Source organism: Candidatus Culexmicrobium sp. (assembly GCF_058356305.1).
Genome location: NZ_JBTVBB010000019.1, coordinates 19,038 through 36,575, shown reverse-complemented (window position 1 = coordinate 36,575; position 17,538 = coordinate 19,038). Strand labels below are relative to the sequence as shown.

Here is a 17,538-nt window from a genome sequence, read left to right as displayed (position 1 = left end):
AAGAGGAGTTAATTCCTCTTTTATATTCAACCCATTTTTTAAGCTTACTTTCCTCATACATAATGTTTCCTATAAGTTCTTCCCCCTTTCTATAATTAGAATTTCCTCTCTCGTCTTCTCTCTCATTTTTTTGGTTTTTTCTCTTTTTCATAATCATGTATATTTAGTAATATATCACTTATAATAATTTCACTTAAAGGTTTTATCTTATAATCAATTAGCTGATTTCTTTAATCTCTTTGCCTGCAACGAGTTGTTAAATATTAATCATCTCGATAAATTTTATGTAGGTTAGTGTGCATATTCATTCTACTCATTTATGTATTGGTTAATTAAACTATAGAGTTAATTGCGTTTCACTCTGATAGATAGCTTCTATCTGGTTCGATTATTAGAGAATGTTTCATAAGTTACGAGGACTCCTTTATTATTCACTCATGATTTTTCTTTTCAATAATTAATGTCAATTAAAACACTTCTCTGAGCATAACACTTAAATCTATTAACGTTTTAAAGCGTAAATCATAACTATGACACCAGTATCGTCAATTTCCCTTCATATCATATTTCTATGGTTTCCTCCCAAATTGGGACTATTTGTGTTAAAGCAATCATTAATCTTAAATGTGTTGTCTTAAGTTTTTCTTTAGAATTAATAATGTTAGCATAAAGACGACTAAAGACATAGATATTGTAATGAAACCCCAATTGAATCCATATAAGCTAATTATGTAGCCAACAATTCCTGGACCTAAAATTCTTCCGATATCAATTGCAATTCCAACAATGCTATATGCTACGCTATATGATTCTCGATTACAGAGAGTTGCTATTAAAGCATTTCTTGGTGGGGCAGCCATAACAGCACTCCATAGAAAACGTGAGAGAGCAATTGAGATGGGGTCTCTTACAAATATCAAGAGTAAAGTTGAAATCGATCTAACTAATCCAACTAGGATTAGCATGTTAACATGACCTATTCTATCTGATAAATAGCCAATATAAACTCTCGAGAATATTCCTATAAAAGCCCCTACTGTTAAAATCATACCTAACGTGGTATAACTATAATTTAACTTGTCTATAACCCAGTATGATAGTATTGGAGTCATGGCTGAAACAGCTGTAAAAAGGAATATTGATGCCATTAACAGTATTAAAAATGGCCTGTTGAATATGTCTTTAACATTAGTAAATGAATTTTTCTTTATATTTGAACTTGGATTTTTTATTCTAATTTTTAGAGATAATATGAAGCCTACTATGGCGAAGAGGAAGGCTATTAAAAATACAGTTTGAGACCCCATTTGGTCAGCTATATATCCAGTGAAAGCTGGTGCAATAACTGTTGGACTTCTTCTAATTGTAAATGCAATTCCAAAAGCTGTAGCAGCCATTGATGTATCTGCAAAAATGTCAGCCGCACTAGATAGAAATACTGGTTCAATTAATCCTTCAGAACAAGCAATAATTGTCATACCTATAGCTACCATTAATATGTCTGTAGCTGAGAAAATAGTGAAGAAAGCTAAAGCTCTAACTAGTAATCCAATTAAAATCAATTTTTTCTTGCCAAGGAAGTTTGATCCTATTCCACTTAATATTCTTGAAGTACTCCTGACAACTGAACGTATAGAGTAGACTAGTCCAATTAAAGCAATGTCTCCTCCAAGTTTAGCTATATGACTTGGCAAAACAACATTCATGCTAATAAGAGTAGTCAATGAAAGAGCTAATGAAAGAAGTGCAATGTCCTTGAATTTACTAATTGGCTTTATAGTCATGTCTTCACTTCCATTGTCTAATTTGTTGGCTGCCTAAATGTACCATGTAATATTAATCTAATTTTAAAGCTATCATATAATAATTGCCCCTCCCTCAGGCTTAAAATTAAAGATTATTAATAACCTATTGAGGTACTATGAATAGACATTGTCAGGACGAGTAGAACGATTGGAGGCTATATATTTGAATTATAAGGCTGCTCTCCTTACAAGAGAAATTAAAGAGTATGCCTTAAGGAATGGTGCTGATCTCATTGGTATAGTTTCAGTTGAAGATATCGATTCTAAGCCTAGAGTATGGGTGGGATGGACAATTCAAAGCTATACTAAAAAGGCTTCTGAAATTTTACCTGAATCCAATTCAATAGTTGTTTTAGGATATCATGTATGGGATGACATTTTTGAGTTAGCAGTCAAACATGATGGTAAGTGGATTTATCCCGGATACTATCCATTAATGTTTATTGAATTAAAAATGACTTATTACTTAAAAATGAGGGGATTTAAAGCTGTTCCAGTTAGTAGGATGCCGCTTAAAATATTAGCCAAAATGGCTGGCTTCGGAAATTTTGGAAAAAATTCTCTAATAATTAATCCTGTTTATGGCCCATGGATTAGATTTGCTGCAATATTAACTGATGCCAAACTAATCGCTGATAAGCCCTTTGAAGAAGACTTATGTGACGATTGTGAAGATTGTATTAATGCTTGCCCAGTTAAAGCTTTATCCCCATACAAAGTTGACGATAAAAAATGCCTTGTAGGTATACATTTAACTGACTGTCAAGATGCACATTATCTCAAGTTGTTTGAAAAGTATGAACCATCTATAACTAGGAAATCACATCTAATGTGTATTGAATGTCAGAAAGCTTGTAAGTATGGGCGTAACCTGCACTACTAACAGCTAAGTATAATTTCCATGCAACAATACTTTTCCTGGAAGTCCACCTGTATGTTCACCCTTTTCAACGATTATTTCACCATTCACTATAACATAGTCTATACCCTTAGGATAAACACAGGGATTATTATAGGTAGCTAAATTTTCGATTCCTCTATAATCAAATATTACTATATCAGCCCAAAATCTCTCCTTAATAATTCCTCTATCTTGAAGACCTAGAAATTGTGCCGGTAATGATGTTATCTTTCTAATTCCTTCTTCTAATCTCATTATCTTTCTCTCCTTAACATAGTAGCCTAAAAATCTAGGATATGTCCCATAGTTTCTTGGATGTAATGCTTTTGGTTCACTTTCAGCTGAACCGTCAGTTGAAATTGCTGAAAAAGGTGCCTTTAATATTTCTATTACATCTTCCTCTCGCATACATCCAAGGGCAACTGTAGTCTCTCCATCATCCATTAAATATAGTTTTCTCATAGCTTCCCAAGCATCTTCTAATCCCATCAAAATTGAGACTTCAGAAAAGTTTTTTCCAATAAATTCTGGATGAGACTTGGACTTTACAATAACATAATAGGTTGATGGATCCCATGGAATTCTAAATGGTGTACCTTTTCTTTCAAGCTCCTTTCTTTTCTTTTCAATATACTCTCTTTCTTCTTCAAATCTTTCAATGGCCTCTCCTTTAATTTTCAGCCATTCCTCTTGATTTTCAAGTCTTTTAAGAAGGTCTTTTTTCTCTTTTTCAATTGATTTTTCAGGTGGTAGAAAGAAGGATCCTACATTTGAAACTGCTACAAAAAGCCAAGGGTATACATCGCATATAATTTCAATTCCCTCTTTTCTAGCTTCACTAATTAACCGTAAAGTTTCCATAGGTTTTCCCCAATTATTCGGACTACATGCTTTATGATGCGATATACATCCAGCTATTCTTGCTTCTTTACATATTCTAATAAACTCTTTAACTGCTTCAATTAACATGTCATCTTCAGACCTAATGTGAGCCATGAAGACTCCACCATATTTTGAAACTACTTTACATAGTTCAACAAGCTCTTCAGTATATGCATTTCTTTGAGTTTCATATTCTAATCCGGCAGTTAATCCAAAAGCTCCATCTTTCATTGATTGTTCTAATAAATCCTTCATCATATTCAATTCATCAACTGTAATTTCTGATCGCTCTCCACCCTCACCTTCCCCACCTAGAACACTCATTCTAATGGTTCCAAATCCACAGAATGGAACAATATTGATAGCGTAACCATTAGCTTCAATTCTCTCCTTCCATTCCCTTAAGGTTACCCAGTCGATTTTGATTCGAAAACCATGTTCATGCAATTTTTCCTCATATTTTTTAGCAAACTCCTTTGTCCATCCAAAGGTTGAAAAGCCACAATTTCCAATAGCTTCACAGGTTATTCCCTGTTTGACTCTATTGATAGCTTCACGATAAACTAGATTTCTACACATCATATCTGAATGGGAGTGTAGATCAATAAACCCTGGAGAAATAATTTTTCCATCAGCATCAATAATATTTCCACCCTTCAAGTTGCATCTACTTATCTTCATTATTTTTCCATCTTTAATTCCAATAGTTGCTCTATACCATGGATTTCCAGTTCCATCAACTATAACTCCATTTTTAATAACAATATCAAACATTATAACACCAAAAACATTATGATATGTACTGTAAATAAGAGTTGGCTCAATAAAAATGAATTATTAAACTTGACTTTAAGAAATATTTAAAAGAATTTAATGCTTAAAGCATATAATCCAGTGTCATGGTGATGAATGATGGATTCATCCTTTAGGTCGATATGGGCAGTTCATCTCGCAACTTTTACATTTTTTCTTGGAATAATGATTGTGGCACCAATAATTTCACCATTTTCAATTTCACTTGGAGCTACTCCATTAATTATTGGATTCTTATCTGCTCTAACTTCAATAACAGCGCTCATTATGAGGCCTATTTTTGGATTACTCAGTGATCGAGGTTATCGTTTCGAAACTATGATGCTTGGATGCTTTTTGGGATCTATTGCAGCATTAATCTATGCTTCATCGAATAATATATGGGTATTTGCAGTGGCAAGAATTGTTCATGGTTTTGCTTCAGCATCCTTTTTACCTGCATCTATCTCCACTGCAATTGATCTTTCTCCACCTGCTAGAGTTGGTGAAACACTTGGATGGAGAAGTACCATGTTTGGAGTAAGTCAACTTATAGGTCCTGGAATTGGTGGCTATATTTCGGATTTATCAGGTTATAATGTTACTTTCATAGCGACCTTTATCCTCTCAATAATCTCACTTGGAATACTATTTATAGCTAAAAGATCGGCTAAGAAATATGCAAGGAAGCATGTGGAAGGAAGAAGTAGTTTCAGAGATATTCAGCATCTATTAAAATTAACGTTTATTTGTCCAATGATTGCAGTAGCCTTTCATGCAATGTCATTTAGCGGAGTATTTACTTTCCTTCCAGCTCTATATAAGAAGCTAGGATTTGGAGCGAGTGTATATGGATTATATGCAAGTATACAGGGAGGCTTTAGTATATTGACAAGAGCTACAAGTGGAAGAATTGCGGATAGAAAAGGGCCAATACCAGTCGCAACATTAGGATTAATCTTAGTTATGATATCCTATCTAGTATTATATATTTACTACCTGCCACCAATAGCCTATATAGCTGCTTCAATCTTCGGAATTGGACTAGGATTAATAGTTCCATCACTGCAACTTTTAGCTCTAGGAGACTTACCAAGTGAGATTAGAGGTTTTGCATCAGGAGTTTATACAATGGCTTTCGATTTAGGCTTCCTATTAGGGCCATTAATAATGGGCTACTGTATAGAGCTAACGGGGAGATATACATCAATTTTAACACTCTTCCCAATATTTACATTTATTTCCTTAATATCAATTCAATTTGCAAGATTAGGAAAACATAGTAATTGAACTAAATCTATAGATATAATTTTAATTTTAAATGTTACAATCCTAATCCATTTATTTCATTTCATATTCACAGTAATCATCCCCTTCCAGAACCCATTTAACTCTTTTAACTTTAATATCCGGATTATAACCGAGAATTTTCCAAATGTCTACATCACAGTATATTTTACATATTTCCTCAGCACCTTTACTTATCCATATTTCAGCAAACGGGCAAAATGTTTCCCTTGTTCCTTTACCCCAGCCAAGATTTGGGAGATCTGAAAACCTCTTAAAGTTCTCCAGTGTTAATTTTAAACCTTTTTTCAAGACCTCCTCTCTAATTTTTCTACCTCTTTCTAGCCCAAAGCGTTTGACTACTTCTTTAACAAGTTCAATACCCTTCTCTATGCCAAACTTTTCGACTAGGAGATTTGTAAAGTGATAAAACATTAATCCAAATAGTCTTGCCATTTTCCTTACTTCCTCCTCAGCTTCTTCAGGAGTGAGAATTTTCTTCTCCACCAAATTTACCCCCTATACTTTCCAATTATTACTTCATCTAAAATCATTCTCTGTGATTTAATTGGCGCTTCATCTGGCCAGCCTACTGCAATATGTAGGCGTGATTCAATATAGTTTGGCAAGTTAAAGTATTTTCTGAGTCTCCTAGTAGATTCTATCCCATGGGTCAGCCATACAGCTCCAAGTCCAAGTGCATGGGCCATGAGACATATGTGATCAGCGGCTGCCGCAGCATCATAAAATATATTCTGTGGAACAAGTTTATCATACTTCAATGCACGATAGATACGCATATCTTGACAAACAACAATTATAACTGCATTATCAACCGGGATATCGCTTCTTACCAACTTTTTCTCTTCAGGAGTGCGAAGTATTAGAAATCTAGTTGCACCAAGATTGCATCCCTGAGGAGCCATTAATCCAGCATAGAGGATCTTTCTAATTAATTCTTCTGGTACAGGTTTAGGTTTCCATTGTCTAATAGATCTACGCTCATAGAGAAGTTTCTCAACAACCATCATTTCCTTATCGTTAAAGGGTCTGGGAAGTTTAGTGTCAAGATGGATCTTTTCGCCTCTTCTAAGTTTTAGAGCTAGATCTAAATATTGTTTAACCCACTTCATGTCAGGTGTATCCATAGGCAATCGTCGTCTTCTCCATATATCTAGTAAAAAGCAGACTATTTCACCGAAATCTTTGGGAATTTTTATTTTACCCCTCAATATCCTATAGAACGGAACTTCAATTGTATGATGAGTTCGTTCATGTATAATAGCCCTCAAAACCATGGGATCTATTCGCATTAAATCACTTTCAGAAAAACCAAAAATCTTAAAATGTTTCTTCATTCTATTTCACTGAAGTATATTTATTAAGGTAAACTGTTAAAAGTTTTTACATTAAAATAAGCTGTAAATCATTGTCATTTTAACTTTTAAGGATAGGGACACCAAGTTATGTGATTAAATCGTATTCTTCATTTGATTCAAGTATAACTACTACAGTTCTTATTTTTCCTCTTATTTTTTCAGCAAATTCTAGTGGACTTTTATCTCTTCTATGCATTGGAATTATGATTTTTGGTTTAATTATTTTCGTTGCTTCAATTGCTTCTTCAATATCCATCGTATATGTTCCTCCTATTGGAAGCATGGCCAAGTAAATATTTTTTAATGCTTTCATTTCAGGGATAAGATCCGTGTCTCCTGCATGGTAAAGTGTTTTATTGTTAATTGTGATCAAGTATCCAACTCCAAAACCCTTTGGATGAAAGGGAATTCCAGGTGATCTAAATCGCTTAACATTATATGCTGAGACTGCTTGGATAAGTATGTCGTTAAAGTTGATTTTATCTCCTTCTTGGATAACTTTAATATTACTAATCATGGTTAAACATGGTTTAGGACCTAAAATCAACGTATCCTCCTTTTGGATTGCCTTTATTTTTAATGAGTTACAATGATCTCGATGTGAATGCGTTATTAGAATTAAATCTGCTTTTTCAGTATATTCTCCTGCATATGGATCTATATAAATAACTTTATTATCAACCTTTATTTGGAAACTCGCATGACCTAGATATTTTAACTTTATTTTCACCATAATCTCACTATCTAATTTATATTATTTTTCCTAGAATAATTTAACGTTTTATTATAAACTCCTTATAAGTGCTTAGGAGTTAAAGTTTTAGATTTAATTTGATGCAAAAATAAATAATACCCTTTCATCTATTAGCATTAAAATGACCTCGATTGGAGGTGATTGCTGTGAATGAAAACTTAACAGCCTTTGTGACTTCATTTGCACTAGTTACCTTAGCTGAACTTGGAGATAAGACTCAAATTATCACGATATTGCTTGCCTCCAAGTTCAGATTTCTTCCAGTATTTATTGGTAGTTTAACTGGTTTTATTGTAGTAAATTTGATTTGCTTTGTCTTGGGCTACTGGGCAAGTTTTTCTATACCCTATTTTTGGGCAAGAATTAGTGCAGCTTTACTTTTCATTACCTTTGGTTTACTCATGCTAAAAAATAAAGATAGTATGGGAAATATTAATCTTAAAAGTAGAGGACAAACACTTATTACTTCTTTTATATTGGTTTCTTCAATGGAGATGGCTGATAAAACCAACTTGTCTGTCTTAGCCCTTGCTTTGGCAAGTAATTCGCCCTTAATGACTCTTATGGGCGTTGTTTTATCTGCATTTTTTATGATGAGTGTAAGTGTTATTGTCGGGTCTAAGCTTCATAGGTTTTTAAAAATAAGACATATAAATATTGTATCGTCAATATCATTTATTCTAGCAGGCATATACATTCTGATAGAAGTTTTAGCTGTTAATTGATTACAACGTTTAAAGATTACAATTACAGTTAACCCAAAATGACTTTGATAAAAATGAATTCCTTTTCTGAATAACTAACTTAAATTTTGTGGCTTATATATTGTCAAGTCATAATAGTACTACTCTAGATAATTTTACGTGATATTACGGTAATATACTTTTTACAAAAATTTACTTTGCAAAAAACTTTGCAAAATTACGTTAAATTACGGTAATGTATTACATCAACAAATAAGCTTTCTCCAAGCTTTTTAGACGAAAATAAGCTTTCTCCTAGCTTCTTTTTTATTTACATTTGTAAAGGTGTAAACATGCAAAGTAATTTTGTATACGCTTTATATTACGGTAATATGGTTTTTTGTTTACACAAGACTATCTAGCTATCTATTTAAATAATAATATATTAGGTTTGTTTTTGTTTCTGCATACTTTGAATATAAAACATTATTGCATCTTCAACCAATTGAGCTATTGATCTATACTTTCTATAACCATATTGTGAATTAATTTCATCCATATATTGCTTAAGTTTATTATATATTTCTTCAGTTATGGTTACGCTTTTGAATTTTTTAGGTGGCATTACTTTCACCTACCTCTCTACTACTACCACCACCATTTTATATCATGTGTAAAATATTTATACATTACGGTAATGTAAATTACATTACCGCAATATTTATTAAGTTTTTTACCGTAAATTACTATGGTGTAAAATCATGCCACCAAAAAACTATAAAAGCTTAAGCTTAAAGAAAGAATATTATGATAAGTTAGTAGAAATTGCAAACAAATATAATAAGACATTAGCTGATACTATTGTTCTTTTGATTGATCTATATTACAAAAATATAAAAGGTGAAAGTCATGAGTAAAATTATAAGTTTTAGAACTAACCAACAAATATATGAGCAAATAACAAAATTTTGCAACAAACATAATATGACAATTAAAGAATTTATGCACAACGCAATAGATCTTTACCTAAAAAATCCTAATACCGAAAAAATAATCACACCTAAATTATTGATTGCAAAATTTGAAAGTAAATGTTTCAAATGTAGTGGATCTATAAAAATTGGTGAAGCTTTCATTTACGTTGATAAAGGTAAATACTTATGCTTAGACTGTTATACAAACGCTTTTTCAGACAAATCATTAGTGGCTAAATATATTCAGATTAGAAAATTACAAAAAATAAAAACCACTTTAGAAAAACAATGTAAACAATTAGCTGACATAATTATTGATACACAATATATAAATGAATATAGAGAACTCATGAAAAAATTCAATAAAATATTAAATGACTTAAACGATTATTTCAATACATTTAGAGAACCGATAATCAAACATGTTTTAGTAAAATTAAATGATGCATATAATGATCTAACAGAACTAAAAAATGCATTAAATATCGCAATTAGTTCAAAAATCAAAATTAAACTAAAAAGGTGAGATTATGAATGAATTATACGTTTTTCAAAAGGCATTAAGAGAAACTTATAAGAAAACTAAATACTTATTAAGAATAACTAACAGTATTTTCAAAAATTATTGTATTGGTTGTGAATTTATTTGTGATGAAACATGTAAGTATTATCACATAAAAAATGCTCTACAAAAACTTGAAGAATACAAAGAAACCCTATATCATCTACTTTACTCAAACCAATTACAATTAAAAATAAAATAAGGTGATAATTATGTCTAAAACTGATTTGTTAATATTAAAACAACATTATACTAATATAATAAAAGATACAAAACTACTGCTACTTTACTCGCAACTATTAAGCACAACACCAGAAGATGCGTATTACCATATTAAACATATTCTACAAAAAATTGAAGAAAAATTAGGTGAAGAAAATGATGGAATTTGAATTAAAACTAAAAGATTACGAAATAAAAATTAAACTAAAAAACTCATCAATTACAGCAATTGATAATCTACTTAATGATCTAACGAAAATTATTAAATTCTATGAACAAATTAGAGAAGCTAAATTGTTATGTATGGATGATGAAACATGTTCATGTTCTTAGCAATATATGTTATTTTATTATTTTCTTTGACATTTTCAATTCTGTTTTGTTTTAACTTTTTTAATTCTTTTTCAATTAGCTTCATTATAATTAATTTCATTTATGTGTTTTTGTTAATAATTTTAACTTTTATTTTCCTAATTCTTTTGATATTGCATTATTTGTTTCATCAAAACAATGTTTTTTGCAAAATTTACTTTGCAAAAAGGTAAAAGTTTATATATTACCGTAAAATAAAGTAATATGAAAAATCTAAGGGGGTGAATAGTGTGGAAATTCCTAAAATTTTGATTGAATATGTTGAAAACAAGGTTAAAAATGGTAGAGGTAGAAAACATTTTCTTAGGATAATGAAAGAGCAAAATAGAGATCCATTAGAAGTAACAATAGATATTTTACAAAGTATATGGCTTAATGGAAAAACACCTTATGATTTGGCTAAAAAGTATAATGCTGATTACTATCAGATTTATAGGGTTGTAAAAGATTTAGAGCGATATAAAGATGATTTAAAGCAATTTTTAATGGAATTTAAACCTAAAAAAGTGTTCTATAATAAGGAGATGGATTATAGTGATTATGAAACCGTTAATAAGTTTATAATGTATGCTAAAGCTCAAGGTCTTTTGTCATATAAAGAAAGATTAAAGTATGCCAAAAAGGTTTGGTTATTCCTTAACCGTAAAGATCCTAAAAATTGGACTTTGGAAGATTGTTGGAAATTTTTAGGTTCAATAAAAAGTTTAAGTCTAAAACAACAATATTGTATAGCAATTAGATCAATAGCACCACATTTAAAACAAGATCTAAGAGTAAAGTGGACAAAGAGCGTAAAAGTAATAGAGTTATTCGCTGAAGATATAAAGAAAATATTAGACTACCTCTATACTAATAATATGCATAAACATGCTTTAGTTTTAAAATTACATATTACGTTAGGTTGTAGAGAAGGATCAAAAAGAAAAAGTGGCTTTCTCTCTATTACTTGGGATAAAATAGACTTTAAACGTGGTGTAGTAACTGAAATATATGAAAGCAAAGTAAAAGGTGGTATTACATGGAAAAATGCACCATTAAACTGGATATGGAAAGACTTAGTTAAAGAATTATATGCTTACTATCAACAAAATAACAAAAACTCTAAATGGATAGTTAAAAATTATCGTGAACTTTCAATGATTTATAAAGAAATAAGAAATGTATGTAAAGAAATGTCTTACTTTAAAAATGATCCCTTCAAACTAAAACAACTAATGATGCTTTCACCACATTGTGCTAGAAAAATCCATGTGAATATTGCATGGGAATTAGATATACCACTAGAAATATGTGCTGGACAAGTTTTCGGTAATGAAGGGAGATGCATAATAGGTGTAGGATGGACGGATCTAAACACATTGAGAAAACACTATCTAACTCTAAGTCAAAGAAAAATAAACAAAATCCTAAACAAAGCAAGAGAACTGGCCGATAAAATATTTTATTAATTTTTTACCGTAAAATATAGTAATTTTTATATATGTAAATTATTTTTTATATAATTGTTGATGTGAGAAACGATTTTTAGATGAGTCTCACATCATGATAAGAAAGGAGGACTAAAATAATGAGTGTTGATTTATCTCAGGTTACTGATTTAATTACTCAGCTATTACCACTTATAGTCACAATTGCAGTTCTCGGTATGTTGTTTAGATTAATAAAGAAATTAGGTGATCTCGGTAGAATGTAAGTAATTTCAGTAAAAAGGTGATAAAAATGAAAAGCAAATCTAAAATATTTATACTAGCTATTTTACTAGTGTTTCTAGCAATAAAAATTGTATATTGTTCAGATAATGTTTATTATTTAAACGATGATCTTAAACAACCCCAAGTAATTATTATTGCAGATGGTAATGCTATTGTAGAGCAAAGGCCTAACTATGTTTTTATTAAATGTATTGGTCAAGGATTCTATGAAGTAAAGCTTTATGATAGCTTAGTTTGGATTCCAACAAATAAATGGATTACATATATATTTACTCCGACAACCTTATCATCAGCTCAATGGTTTTCAATTCAAATTCAGCATAATACTGATGATACGAAAAAATCAGTTTTTAAATTTGATCCTTGGAATAACAAAATATGTTTAATGAAAGAAAATGGGACTTCATCAATTGAACTATGGTCTCAACAGATTAATAAAGCTAATTTTGATCATATTGTTGGCATTGCTATTAATATTCAACAGCAAACAAAATTAGGAATATTATTTGAAAATGGAACAATGCTAACTTATGATACTGGAACAAATAGTTTTTATGAAACTGGTGTTGGAGTTAAGTTTAATGGTGGTGGTGATGTTTATACATATATACAATTGAAGATAAAAGCACTAGTTATATCTGATGATTTAAATTATGCTTTAAATATAGCAAAACAACACATGACGATAGAAAGCTTTACTAATGTATTTAACATAATATTAACATTGGCTGTTTTAATTACTATCATAGGTATATTTAAGAGACTTGCGAAGTGAAAATAATGAAACGTATTCTTCTTTTTCTTTTTTCAATTATTTTCGTCTTATCAGTTTATAATTATATATCGATTTCAGATATACAGATTTCAAATGATAGTAATTTTTATGAACTAAATACTTGGGAAATAGGTTTTTATAATGTTAATTATTCTTGCAGTAAAAAATTTTATTACAATGGATCATGGGTTTTAACTGTAGTTGATGATGTTTCTGATGATAAGTTGGGATGGGGATTTATTCATCAAGGAAAGCAACCACATGGTTGGGGTTTATATGCTCCATTTGAACCACCACTTAAAAATGAAGTATTGATTAATCCTAATGATGATTTTATATTATTGCTTAAAATTAAGATAAAAAGAAGTAATATCGAGTGGTTAAATGGATCTTTGCCAGATTGGATGATAAGAGAGGGGCATATAGGTCATGTTCAAATTGGATTGGCATTATTCTTTGAAGTTGAAGATAAGAACTATTCAGCTCCAACAAATGATACTAATTTCCAATTTGAAGTAACATTCTTAAGGACTCGGCTAACTAAGAATAATGAAATTGTTTATTTAGGAGATCAATTGAGATTTAGAACACCAGAATATGATAATGATACACATAATCTATTTAGTATTAAGCAGATAATGAGTAATGTATGGATAGAATATGAAATAAACTTAACACCATATCTTAAAAAAGCATGGATATCATGTAAAGGGTTATTCCCAAATACAGAAAAAATAAAGTTGAAATGGATAAACTTTTATATAGAGGTTTTAAATGCAAAAATAACAGTTGAAGTGGATTATATTAGCATAATTTATAGGGAAAGTATTTTCTCAAATACTTTTATATCAAAAATATTCACAATAATTATTGCTTTTACAATTATGCTATTTATACTTGATATTATCGTAATATAAAGGAAAATACGGTAGAATTTATATATTATTTTCTCTAACTAGATTTCGGGGTGAATATATGGCTAGACCAATTTCACATCCTGGAAAAACATATTATCCACAATGGCATGATCCATTCTTTGAACAACCACTATGCCCAGATGGATACTGGAAAGAAATGATTGGAGGAGCATATGACGAAGGGTATGTAAAAAGAGTTTTCTATGGAGGAGAATGGGCTTATGAATGTTATATAAAAACGAATACTGGAAAATATGCTGGAGCATCACCACTACAAGGACTGATGAATGGTGGATCACCAAAGGGCTGTAAGTATCCAAATGACTTCTATGGGAAATCATATGATGGGGATATTATAAATGGAGAGGCAATAGTTTATTATGCAGATGTTAGTTCTTTATACTTAAATCTTGATATTATGATAGGAATTTACAATTCATGGTTTGGAATAAGTTGGGAATGTCCAATGAATTTGGGTGGCGTTCCTAGAAATATAGTTGGTCTTGTATTAATGGGGTGGCTATGTAAATGTTTCAATGATTATGAAGGAGATCCAAATGCACCAGATGTATTCGTAACAATTGAACCACAATTTTTCAGCAAGGATGTTCATGATAATACCGCTTTTTCAGAATCACTTCTTTGTTCAAGCTATGGAGATGCAAGTTACCATAGAATTGTTCCATGTCCACCTAAATCTAATTGGCAAAGTGGAGAACGATTAAAATTCTCTATCAATCTAGCTTACCTAATTAAAAATGACATATTTCTATATGATTGGAGAAATGCTAAAAATATGTGTCCTTATTATAGTAAACCAACACCTTCATGTTTAACCAATGATCAAACGCCACATATAATAGATTTAGTTGATCACATACATATATATGCAGTTTATCCTTATGTTGAAGCTTGTTGTGGTGAAACACAAGCATACTTCTTTGAAGTAAGCATTACAGAGTCACCAAAATATTCGGTAGTTTATCCATAAAGTTTATTTCTATCTTTTTTATTCATGTTTTTGATGAAGTGGAAGTATTGGAAGATTGATTTAGCGATTTTACTGTTATTTATTTATTCTATTCTAGCTTATCACCCATATGCAATTGTTTGGAGACTGGGCTTTTTTGAAATGCTTGCATTACTATTAATACCATTTGCTAGTTGGATTGGAACGCTTACATGGGCAATAATCCTAATAATTTATCGCATACATTTAATGGAAAAGGAGAGAAATAAAATTTGAAAACCTAATACTTCCTTTCTTTGAACTTATAACGTTTATAATATTGCCTTGTGACAATAAACACTATCGAACCTATAACAGAGCTTAAGATATTTCCATCTATTTTCATTGTTAAAAGATTTACAATTTCAAGTATTGTAATAGATATAATCGCAATTATATAAATTAATGTTTCATCCTTTTTCATCATATTCTAATGAAAAATCCAACTTATTATATTTTACGGTATAATATGGTAATTTTTAAATATTAAGTATTGCACACTTTATACTTGGTGTTTAGTATGTTTATTCGTATTGTTTATGATGATGGATCAATTAGGGAGTTTAAGGCTAATTCTATTTTTAGTCTAATCCCTAAGTTGATGTTTGCTAGAGGTTCAAAAAAGCGAGTTCTTAAAATTGTTACTGATAATTTAGATCTTTACATGTTTCTTTCAATTAAGAGGGATAAGGGTGAGATTGGATGCGATATAGAGCTTTCACATTCATAATTTTACTTTTATTGTTGTTTATACCGCAATGTTTTGCTTTTGATGTAATTAGTAATAATTACAAGGATATTTCAGTTTGGGATAATGGATTTTGGCTTAGATATGAAGGTAATAATGAGTGTATAGCTGAATTTCATAAAAGTTACGATAGAGCGGGTAGAATTACATTTAAATTTATTGTTGAAGATGCCTATGTAGATTTATGGACTACTTTTAATGTTATTGTTACAATTAAATTAAATTATAGTTATTTTAACACAACTTTCTATCAATGCTCATTTAATTTTACTTTAGATTTCTATAATTGGATTGGATTAACATTTCCTTTAGTGTTTACTGACTATGAAGGTGTAACTTATACGTGTGGTAGTAATCTTGAGACAACCACAATAGTATATAATGAAAGATATTCTGTTGGTGCTGATTACAAATATTATCTTAAAATACTTATTGGTAATGAACTTGATGGGATCTTTAAGTTGGAAAGTGGGATTGATTATTGGGGTATTTATGATGTTTGGATTACTGTTAAAACTGTTAGAACAAGTGGATTTGGTAATTTATATCTAAGCTTAAGATGTGAAGAAACATATGTGGGTGGTAGTGTTTCTGAGGGCGTAATTACTGAGAGAGATCCATTAGATATACTTGTCCAATGGTTCATTAACATCCCAAATAGGATTGGAGATCAATTAAGACGTATGGGATTTGGTTGGGTTATTGATTTCTTTAGTGCTATTGGTCAAATTGCTAGTGCAATGGTTGGCTTTATTATTTCTCTTTCACCTTTCATTACAACTATTTTTGCTTTATATTTAATGGGTATTGTTTTCCAATGTATTGAAGAAGGTTCAATAGATCCTATTTTTAATTTAGCTTTGAAGATCTATCATGTTTTGAGTAGCATTGTAACTGCAATAATGGAGTTGATCCCATTATGATAAGCTTTTTATTGTTAATTGAAATTCTAATAATAATTTTTGGATTAACTATAATTGCTATTTTTAAGCTTAGAGAATTTGATTTCTCATTGAAGAGAAAAGTATATGTGATACATCCATTGAAATCAGCTATTAAAATTTGTAAAGCAAAAATAGATGAACATGGTTTAATTAAATGTAAACATTATTCATGGAATTTAACTAAAGATAAGGAAAAACTGAAAAACATTAAGATCTATAAAGGTAAACCATGTTTTGTTTTCCTAGATGAAAATGGTTTAATTGATGTTCATAAAAACATTGATGAAATCTTTGAATTAGCTGAAAGCAATTTAATTAAAAATTTAACTACAATTAAACTAAGCAAAAATGAGATTTTAATGTATATTTGTGTTGGTGGCTTCATTACCTTTCTAATATTAGCTTTCTTAAAAGCTATTTTTAAGGTGAGCATCATATGAGTGAAGATGTATTCAAAAGTGTAAAAAGAGCTATTGATTTACTTTCAACTGAAAGTAAAGATGCTGATTTATTTAAGTTAAGTGATTTAAACGATATGGATATCATTAAAATTTCAAATTGTGTTGCAATCAATGAATATTTACAAAATAAATATGATAGGAAATTTAATAGTTTAGATATATTTGTCAATGCATTTTTAAGACTAAGAATTAGTCGATACCGTCAAGGACGAAAAGAAACAATTGAAATAGTTAAGGGAGCTAAACCACAAATTCGACTATCACAATTACTTAAACCAATAAGAAAAATAAGATCTGGGCGATATGAGGAAAGAGAAAATGAGTTTAAAAATATATAAAGTTAAAATTTTAAGTAGTAA

General features: G+C 30.3%; 24 protein-coding genes. 18 read left to right on the top strand and 6 right to left on the bottom strand.

Annotation, left to right across the window (positions count from 1 at the left end):
* Window positions 1-620: 620 nt before the first annotated feature.
* Complete coding sequence (locus tag ACW8TM_RS06540) at window positions 621-1,784, bottom strand: MFS transporter (protein WP_491532478.1); 1,164 nt, start codon at window positions 1,782-1,784, stop codon at window positions 621-623.
* A 148-nt stretch (window positions 1,785-1,932) separates the two neighbouring features.
* On the opposite strand from ACW8TM_RS06540, the gene ACW8TM_RS06535 reads away from it, so the two are divergent.
* A complete protein-coding gene (locus tag ACW8TM_RS06535) occupies window positions 1,933-2,688 on the top strand; it encodes a hypothetical protein (RefSeq protein WP_491532477.1) in 756 nt (251 codons plus the stop codon).
* 3 nt (window positions 2,689-2,691) lie between these two features.
* On the opposite strand, the gene ACW8TM_RS06530 is transcribed toward ACW8TM_RS06535, so the two are convergent.
* Window positions 2,692-4,362: an N-acyl-D-amino-acid deacylase family protein gene (locus tag ACW8TM_RS06530; protein WP_491532476.1), complete on the bottom strand. Its 1,671-nt coding sequence runs from the start codon at window positions 4,360-4,362 to the stop codon at window positions 2,692-2,694.
* A gap of 138 nt (window positions 4,363-4,500) precedes the next feature.
* Here ACW8TM_RS06530 and ACW8TM_RS06525 point away from each other — a divergent pair, with 138 nt between their 5' ends.
* Window positions 4,501-5,670 carry an MFS transporter gene (locus ACW8TM_RS06525; protein ID WP_491532475.1) on the top strand — a complete coding sequence of 390 codons (1,170 nt, stop codon included), beginning with the start codon at window positions 4,501-4,503 and terminating at the stop codon, window positions 5,668-5,670.
* Window positions 5,671-5,721: 51 nt separating this feature from the next.
* Here the strand turns inward: ACW8TM_RS06525 and ACW8TM_RS06520 are convergent, their stop codons facing one another.
* From ACW8TM_RS06520 to ACW8TM_RS06510, 3 genes are all read right to left on the bottom strand, one after another.
* The gene (locus ACW8TM_RS06520; RefSeq protein WP_491532479.1) at window positions 5,722-6,174 is read right to left on the bottom strand and encodes an L-2-amino-thiazoline-4-carboxylic acid hydrolase; all 453 of its coding nucleotides are present in this window, start codon (window positions 6,172-6,174) and stop codon (window positions 5,722-5,724) included.
* Window positions 6,175-6,179: 5 nt separating this feature from the next.
* Window positions 6,180-7,025 (bottom strand): nitroreductase family protein, encoded by an 846-nt coding sequence (locus ACW8TM_RS06515; protein WP_491532474.1) that lies wholly within the window; start codon window positions 7,023-7,025, stop codon window positions 6,180-6,182.
* 106 nt (window positions 7,026-7,131) lie between these two features.
* Window positions 7,132-7,779, bottom strand: coding sequence for an MBL fold metallo-hydrolase (locus ACW8TM_RS06510; protein ID WP_491532473.1), 648 nt, complete (start codon window positions 7,777-7,779; stop codon window positions 7,132-7,134).
* Window positions 7,780-7,946: 167 nt separating this feature from the next.
* Here ACW8TM_RS06510 and ACW8TM_RS06505 point away from each other — a divergent pair, with 167 nt between their 5' ends.
* Window positions 7,947-8,525 carry a TMEM165/GDT1 family protein gene (locus ACW8TM_RS06505; protein ID WP_491532472.1) on the top strand — a complete coding sequence of 193 codons (579 nt, stop codon included), beginning with the start codon at window positions 7,947-7,949 and terminating at the stop codon, window positions 8,523-8,525.
* Between the two features lie 403 nt (window positions 8,526-8,928).
* On the opposite strand, the gene ACW8TM_RS06500 is transcribed toward ACW8TM_RS06505, so the two are convergent.
* Window positions 8,929-9,108: a hypothetical protein gene (locus ACW8TM_RS06500; protein ID WP_491532471.1), complete on the bottom strand. Its 180-nt coding sequence runs from the start codon at window positions 9,106-9,108 to the stop codon at window positions 8,929-8,931.
* Between the two features lie 136 nt (window positions 9,109-9,244).
* On the opposite strand from ACW8TM_RS06500, the gene ACW8TM_RS06495 reads away from it, so the two are divergent.
* The 15 genes from ACW8TM_RS06495 to ACW8TM_RS06425 all read left to right on the top strand — a co-directional run bounded on the left by ACW8TM_RS06495 (window position 9,245) and on the right by ACW8TM_RS06425 (window position 17,517).
* Complete coding sequence (locus tag ACW8TM_RS06495) at window positions 9,245-9,400, top strand: hypothetical protein (protein ID WP_491532470.1); 156 nt, start codon at window positions 9,245-9,247, stop codon at window positions 9,398-9,400.
* On the top strand, window positions 9,393-9,983 hold the full coding sequence (locus ACW8TM_RS06490) for a hypothetical protein (RefSeq protein WP_491532469.1): 591 nt from the start codon (window positions 9,393-9,395) through the stop codon (window positions 9,981-9,983). Before ACW8TM_RS06495 ends, ACW8TM_RS06490 begins: the two co-directional genes overlap by 8 nt.
* A gap of 4 nt (window positions 9,984-9,987) precedes the next feature.
* Window positions 9,988-10,221, top strand: coding sequence for a hypothetical protein (locus ACW8TM_RS06485; RefSeq protein ID WP_491532468.1), 234 nt, complete (start codon window positions 9,988-9,990; stop codon window positions 10,219-10,221).
* A gap of 10 nt (window positions 10,222-10,231) precedes the next feature.
* Window positions 10,232-10,411: a hypothetical protein gene (locus tag ACW8TM_RS06480; protein WP_491532467.1), complete on the top strand. Its 180-nt coding sequence runs from the start codon at window positions 10,232-10,234 to the stop codon at window positions 10,409-10,411.
* Window positions 10,398-10,574, top strand: coding sequence for a hypothetical protein (locus tag ACW8TM_RS06475; RefSeq protein ID WP_491532466.1), 177 nt, complete (start codon window positions 10,398-10,400; stop codon window positions 10,572-10,574). Before ACW8TM_RS06480 ends, ACW8TM_RS06475 begins: the two co-directional genes overlap by 14 nt.
* A 269-nt stretch (window positions 10,575-10,843) precedes the next feature.
* On the top strand, window positions 10,844-12,061 hold the full coding sequence (locus ACW8TM_RS06470) for a site-specific integrase (RefSeq protein ID WP_491532465.1): 1,218 nt from the start codon (window positions 10,844-10,846) through the stop codon (window positions 12,059-12,061).
* Window positions 12,062-12,180: 119 nt separating this feature from the next.
* Entirely contained in the window at window positions 12,181-12,306 is a 126-nt protein-coding gene (locus ACW8TM_RS06465; protein WP_491532464.1) for a hypothetical protein, read from the top strand.
* A 26-nt stretch (window positions 12,307-12,332) separates the two neighbouring features.
* Window positions 12,333-13,100: a hypothetical protein gene (locus tag ACW8TM_RS06460; protein WP_491532463.1), complete on the top strand. Its 768-nt coding sequence runs from the start codon at window positions 12,333-12,335 to the stop codon at window positions 13,098-13,100.
* A 5-nt stretch (window positions 13,101-13,105) separates the two neighbouring features.
* Window positions 13,106-14,017 (top strand): hypothetical protein, encoded by a 912-nt coding sequence (locus ACW8TM_RS06455; RefSeq protein WP_491532462.1) that lies wholly within the window; start codon window positions 13,106-13,108, stop codon window positions 14,015-14,017.
* 58 nt (window positions 14,018-14,075) lie between these two features.
* Window positions 14,076-15,008, top strand: coding sequence for a hypothetical protein (locus ACW8TM_RS06450; RefSeq protein WP_491532461.1), 933 nt, complete (start codon window positions 14,076-14,078; stop codon window positions 15,006-15,008).
* Window positions 15,009-15,041: 33 nt separating this feature from the next.
* Window positions 15,042-15,263, top strand: coding sequence for a hypothetical protein (locus ACW8TM_RS06445; protein ID WP_491532460.1), 222 nt, complete (start codon window positions 15,042-15,044; stop codon window positions 15,261-15,263).
* A 283-nt stretch (window positions 15,264-15,546) separates the two neighbouring features.
* On the top strand, window positions 15,547-15,756 hold the full coding sequence (locus ACW8TM_RS06440; RefSeq protein WP_491532459.1) for a hypothetical protein: 210 nt from the start codon (window positions 15,547-15,549) through the stop codon (window positions 15,754-15,756).
* The gene (locus ACW8TM_RS06435; RefSeq protein WP_491532458.1) at window positions 15,729-16,697 is read left to right on the top strand and encodes a hypothetical protein; all 969 of its coding nucleotides are present in this window, start codon (window positions 15,729-15,731) and stop codon (window positions 16,695-16,697) included. The genes ACW8TM_RS06440 and ACW8TM_RS06435 overlap by 28 nt, the downstream gene beginning before the upstream one ends.
* Window positions 16,694-17,158: a hypothetical protein gene (locus ACW8TM_RS06430; RefSeq protein ID WP_491532457.1), complete on the top strand. Its 465-nt coding sequence runs from the start codon at window positions 16,694-16,696 to the stop codon at window positions 17,156-17,158. Before ACW8TM_RS06435 ends, ACW8TM_RS06430 begins: the two co-directional genes overlap by 4 nt.
* Window positions 17,155-17,517 carry a hypothetical protein gene (locus tag ACW8TM_RS06425; RefSeq protein WP_491532456.1) on the top strand — a complete coding sequence of 121 codons (363 nt, stop codon included), beginning with the start codon at window positions 17,155-17,157 and terminating at the stop codon, window positions 17,515-17,517. Before ACW8TM_RS06430 ends, ACW8TM_RS06425 begins: the two co-directional genes overlap by 4 nt.
* Window positions 17,518-17,538: the final 21 nt, after the last annotated feature.

Excerpts from the sequence above, each read along its gene's own strand:
- ACW8TM_RS06475 (WP_491532466.1), top strand. The coding sequence starts at position 10,398 with ATGATGGAATTTGAATTAAAACTAAAAGATTACGAAATAAAAATTAAA.
- ACW8TM_RS06510 (WP_491532473.1), bottom strand. The coding sequence starts at position 7,779 with ATGGTGAAAATAAAGTTAAAATATCTAGGTCATGCGAGTTTCCAAATA.
- ACW8TM_RS06515 (WP_491532474.1), bottom strand. The coding sequence starts at position 7,025 with ATGAAGAAACATTTTAAGATTTTTGGTTTTTCTGAAAGTGATTTAATG.
- ACW8TM_RS06480 (WP_491532467.1), top strand. The coding sequence starts at position 10,232 with ATGTCTAAAACTGATTTGTTAATATTAAAACAACATTATACTAATATA.
- ACW8TM_RS06425 (WP_491532456.1), top strand. The coding sequence starts at position 17,155 with ATGAGTGAAGATGTATTCAAAAGTGTAAAAAGAGCTATTGATTTACTT.
- ACW8TM_RS06440 (WP_491532459.1), top strand. The coding sequence starts at position 15,547 with ATGTTTATTCGTATTGTTTATGATGATGGATCAATTAGGGAGTTTAAG.
- ACW8TM_RS06445 (WP_491532460.1), top strand. The coding sequence starts at position 15,042 with ATGAAGTGGAAGTATTGGAAGATTGATTTAGCGATTTTACTGTTATTT.
- ACW8TM_RS06435 (WP_491532458.1), top strand. The coding sequence starts at position 15,729 with ATGCGATATAGAGCTTTCACATTCATAATTTTACTTTTATTGTTGTTT.
- ACW8TM_RS06455 (WP_491532462.1), top strand. The coding sequence starts at position 13,106 with ATGAAACGTATTCTTCTTTTTCTTTTTTCAATTATTTTCGTCTTATCA.
- ACW8TM_RS06530 (WP_491532476.1), bottom strand. The coding sequence starts at position 4,362 with ATGTTTGATATTGTTATTAAAAATGGAGTTATAGTTGATGGAACTGGA.
- ACW8TM_RS06450 (WP_491532461.1), top strand. The coding sequence starts at position 14,076 with ATGGCTAGACCAATTTCACATCCTGGAAAAACATATTATCCACAATGG.
- ACW8TM_RS06500 (WP_491532471.1), bottom strand. The coding sequence starts at position 9,108 with ATGCCACCTAAAAAATTCAAAAGCGTAACCATAACTGAAGAAATATAT.
- ACW8TM_RS06465 (WP_491532464.1), top strand. The coding sequence starts at position 12,181 with ATGAGTGTTGATTTATCTCAGGTTACTGATTTAATTACTCAGCTATTA.
- ACW8TM_RS06525 (WP_491532475.1), top strand. The coding sequence starts at position 4,501 with ATGGATTCATCCTTTAGGTCGATATGGGCAGTTCATCTCGCAACTTTT.
- ACW8TM_RS06495 (WP_491532470.1), top strand. The coding sequence starts at position 9,245 with ATGCCACCAAAAAACTATAAAAGCTTAAGCTTAAAGAAAGAATATTAT.
- ACW8TM_RS06490 (WP_491532469.1), top strand. The coding sequence starts at position 9,393 with ATGAGTAAAATTATAAGTTTTAGAACTAACCAACAAATATATGAGCAA.
- ACW8TM_RS06430 (WP_491532457.1), top strand. The coding sequence starts at position 16,694 with ATGATAAGCTTTTTATTGTTAATTGAAATTCTAATAATAATTTTTGGA.
- ACW8TM_RS06540 (WP_491532478.1), bottom strand. The coding sequence starts at position 1,784 with ATGACTATAAAGCCAATTAGTAAATTCAAGGACATTGCACTTCTTTCA.
- ACW8TM_RS06460 (WP_491532463.1), top strand. The coding sequence starts at position 12,333 with ATGAAAAGCAAATCTAAAATATTTATACTAGCTATTTTACTAGTGTTT.
- ACW8TM_RS06485 (WP_491532468.1), top strand. The coding sequence starts at position 9,988 with ATGAATGAATTATACGTTTTTCAAAAGGCATTAAGAGAAACTTATAAG.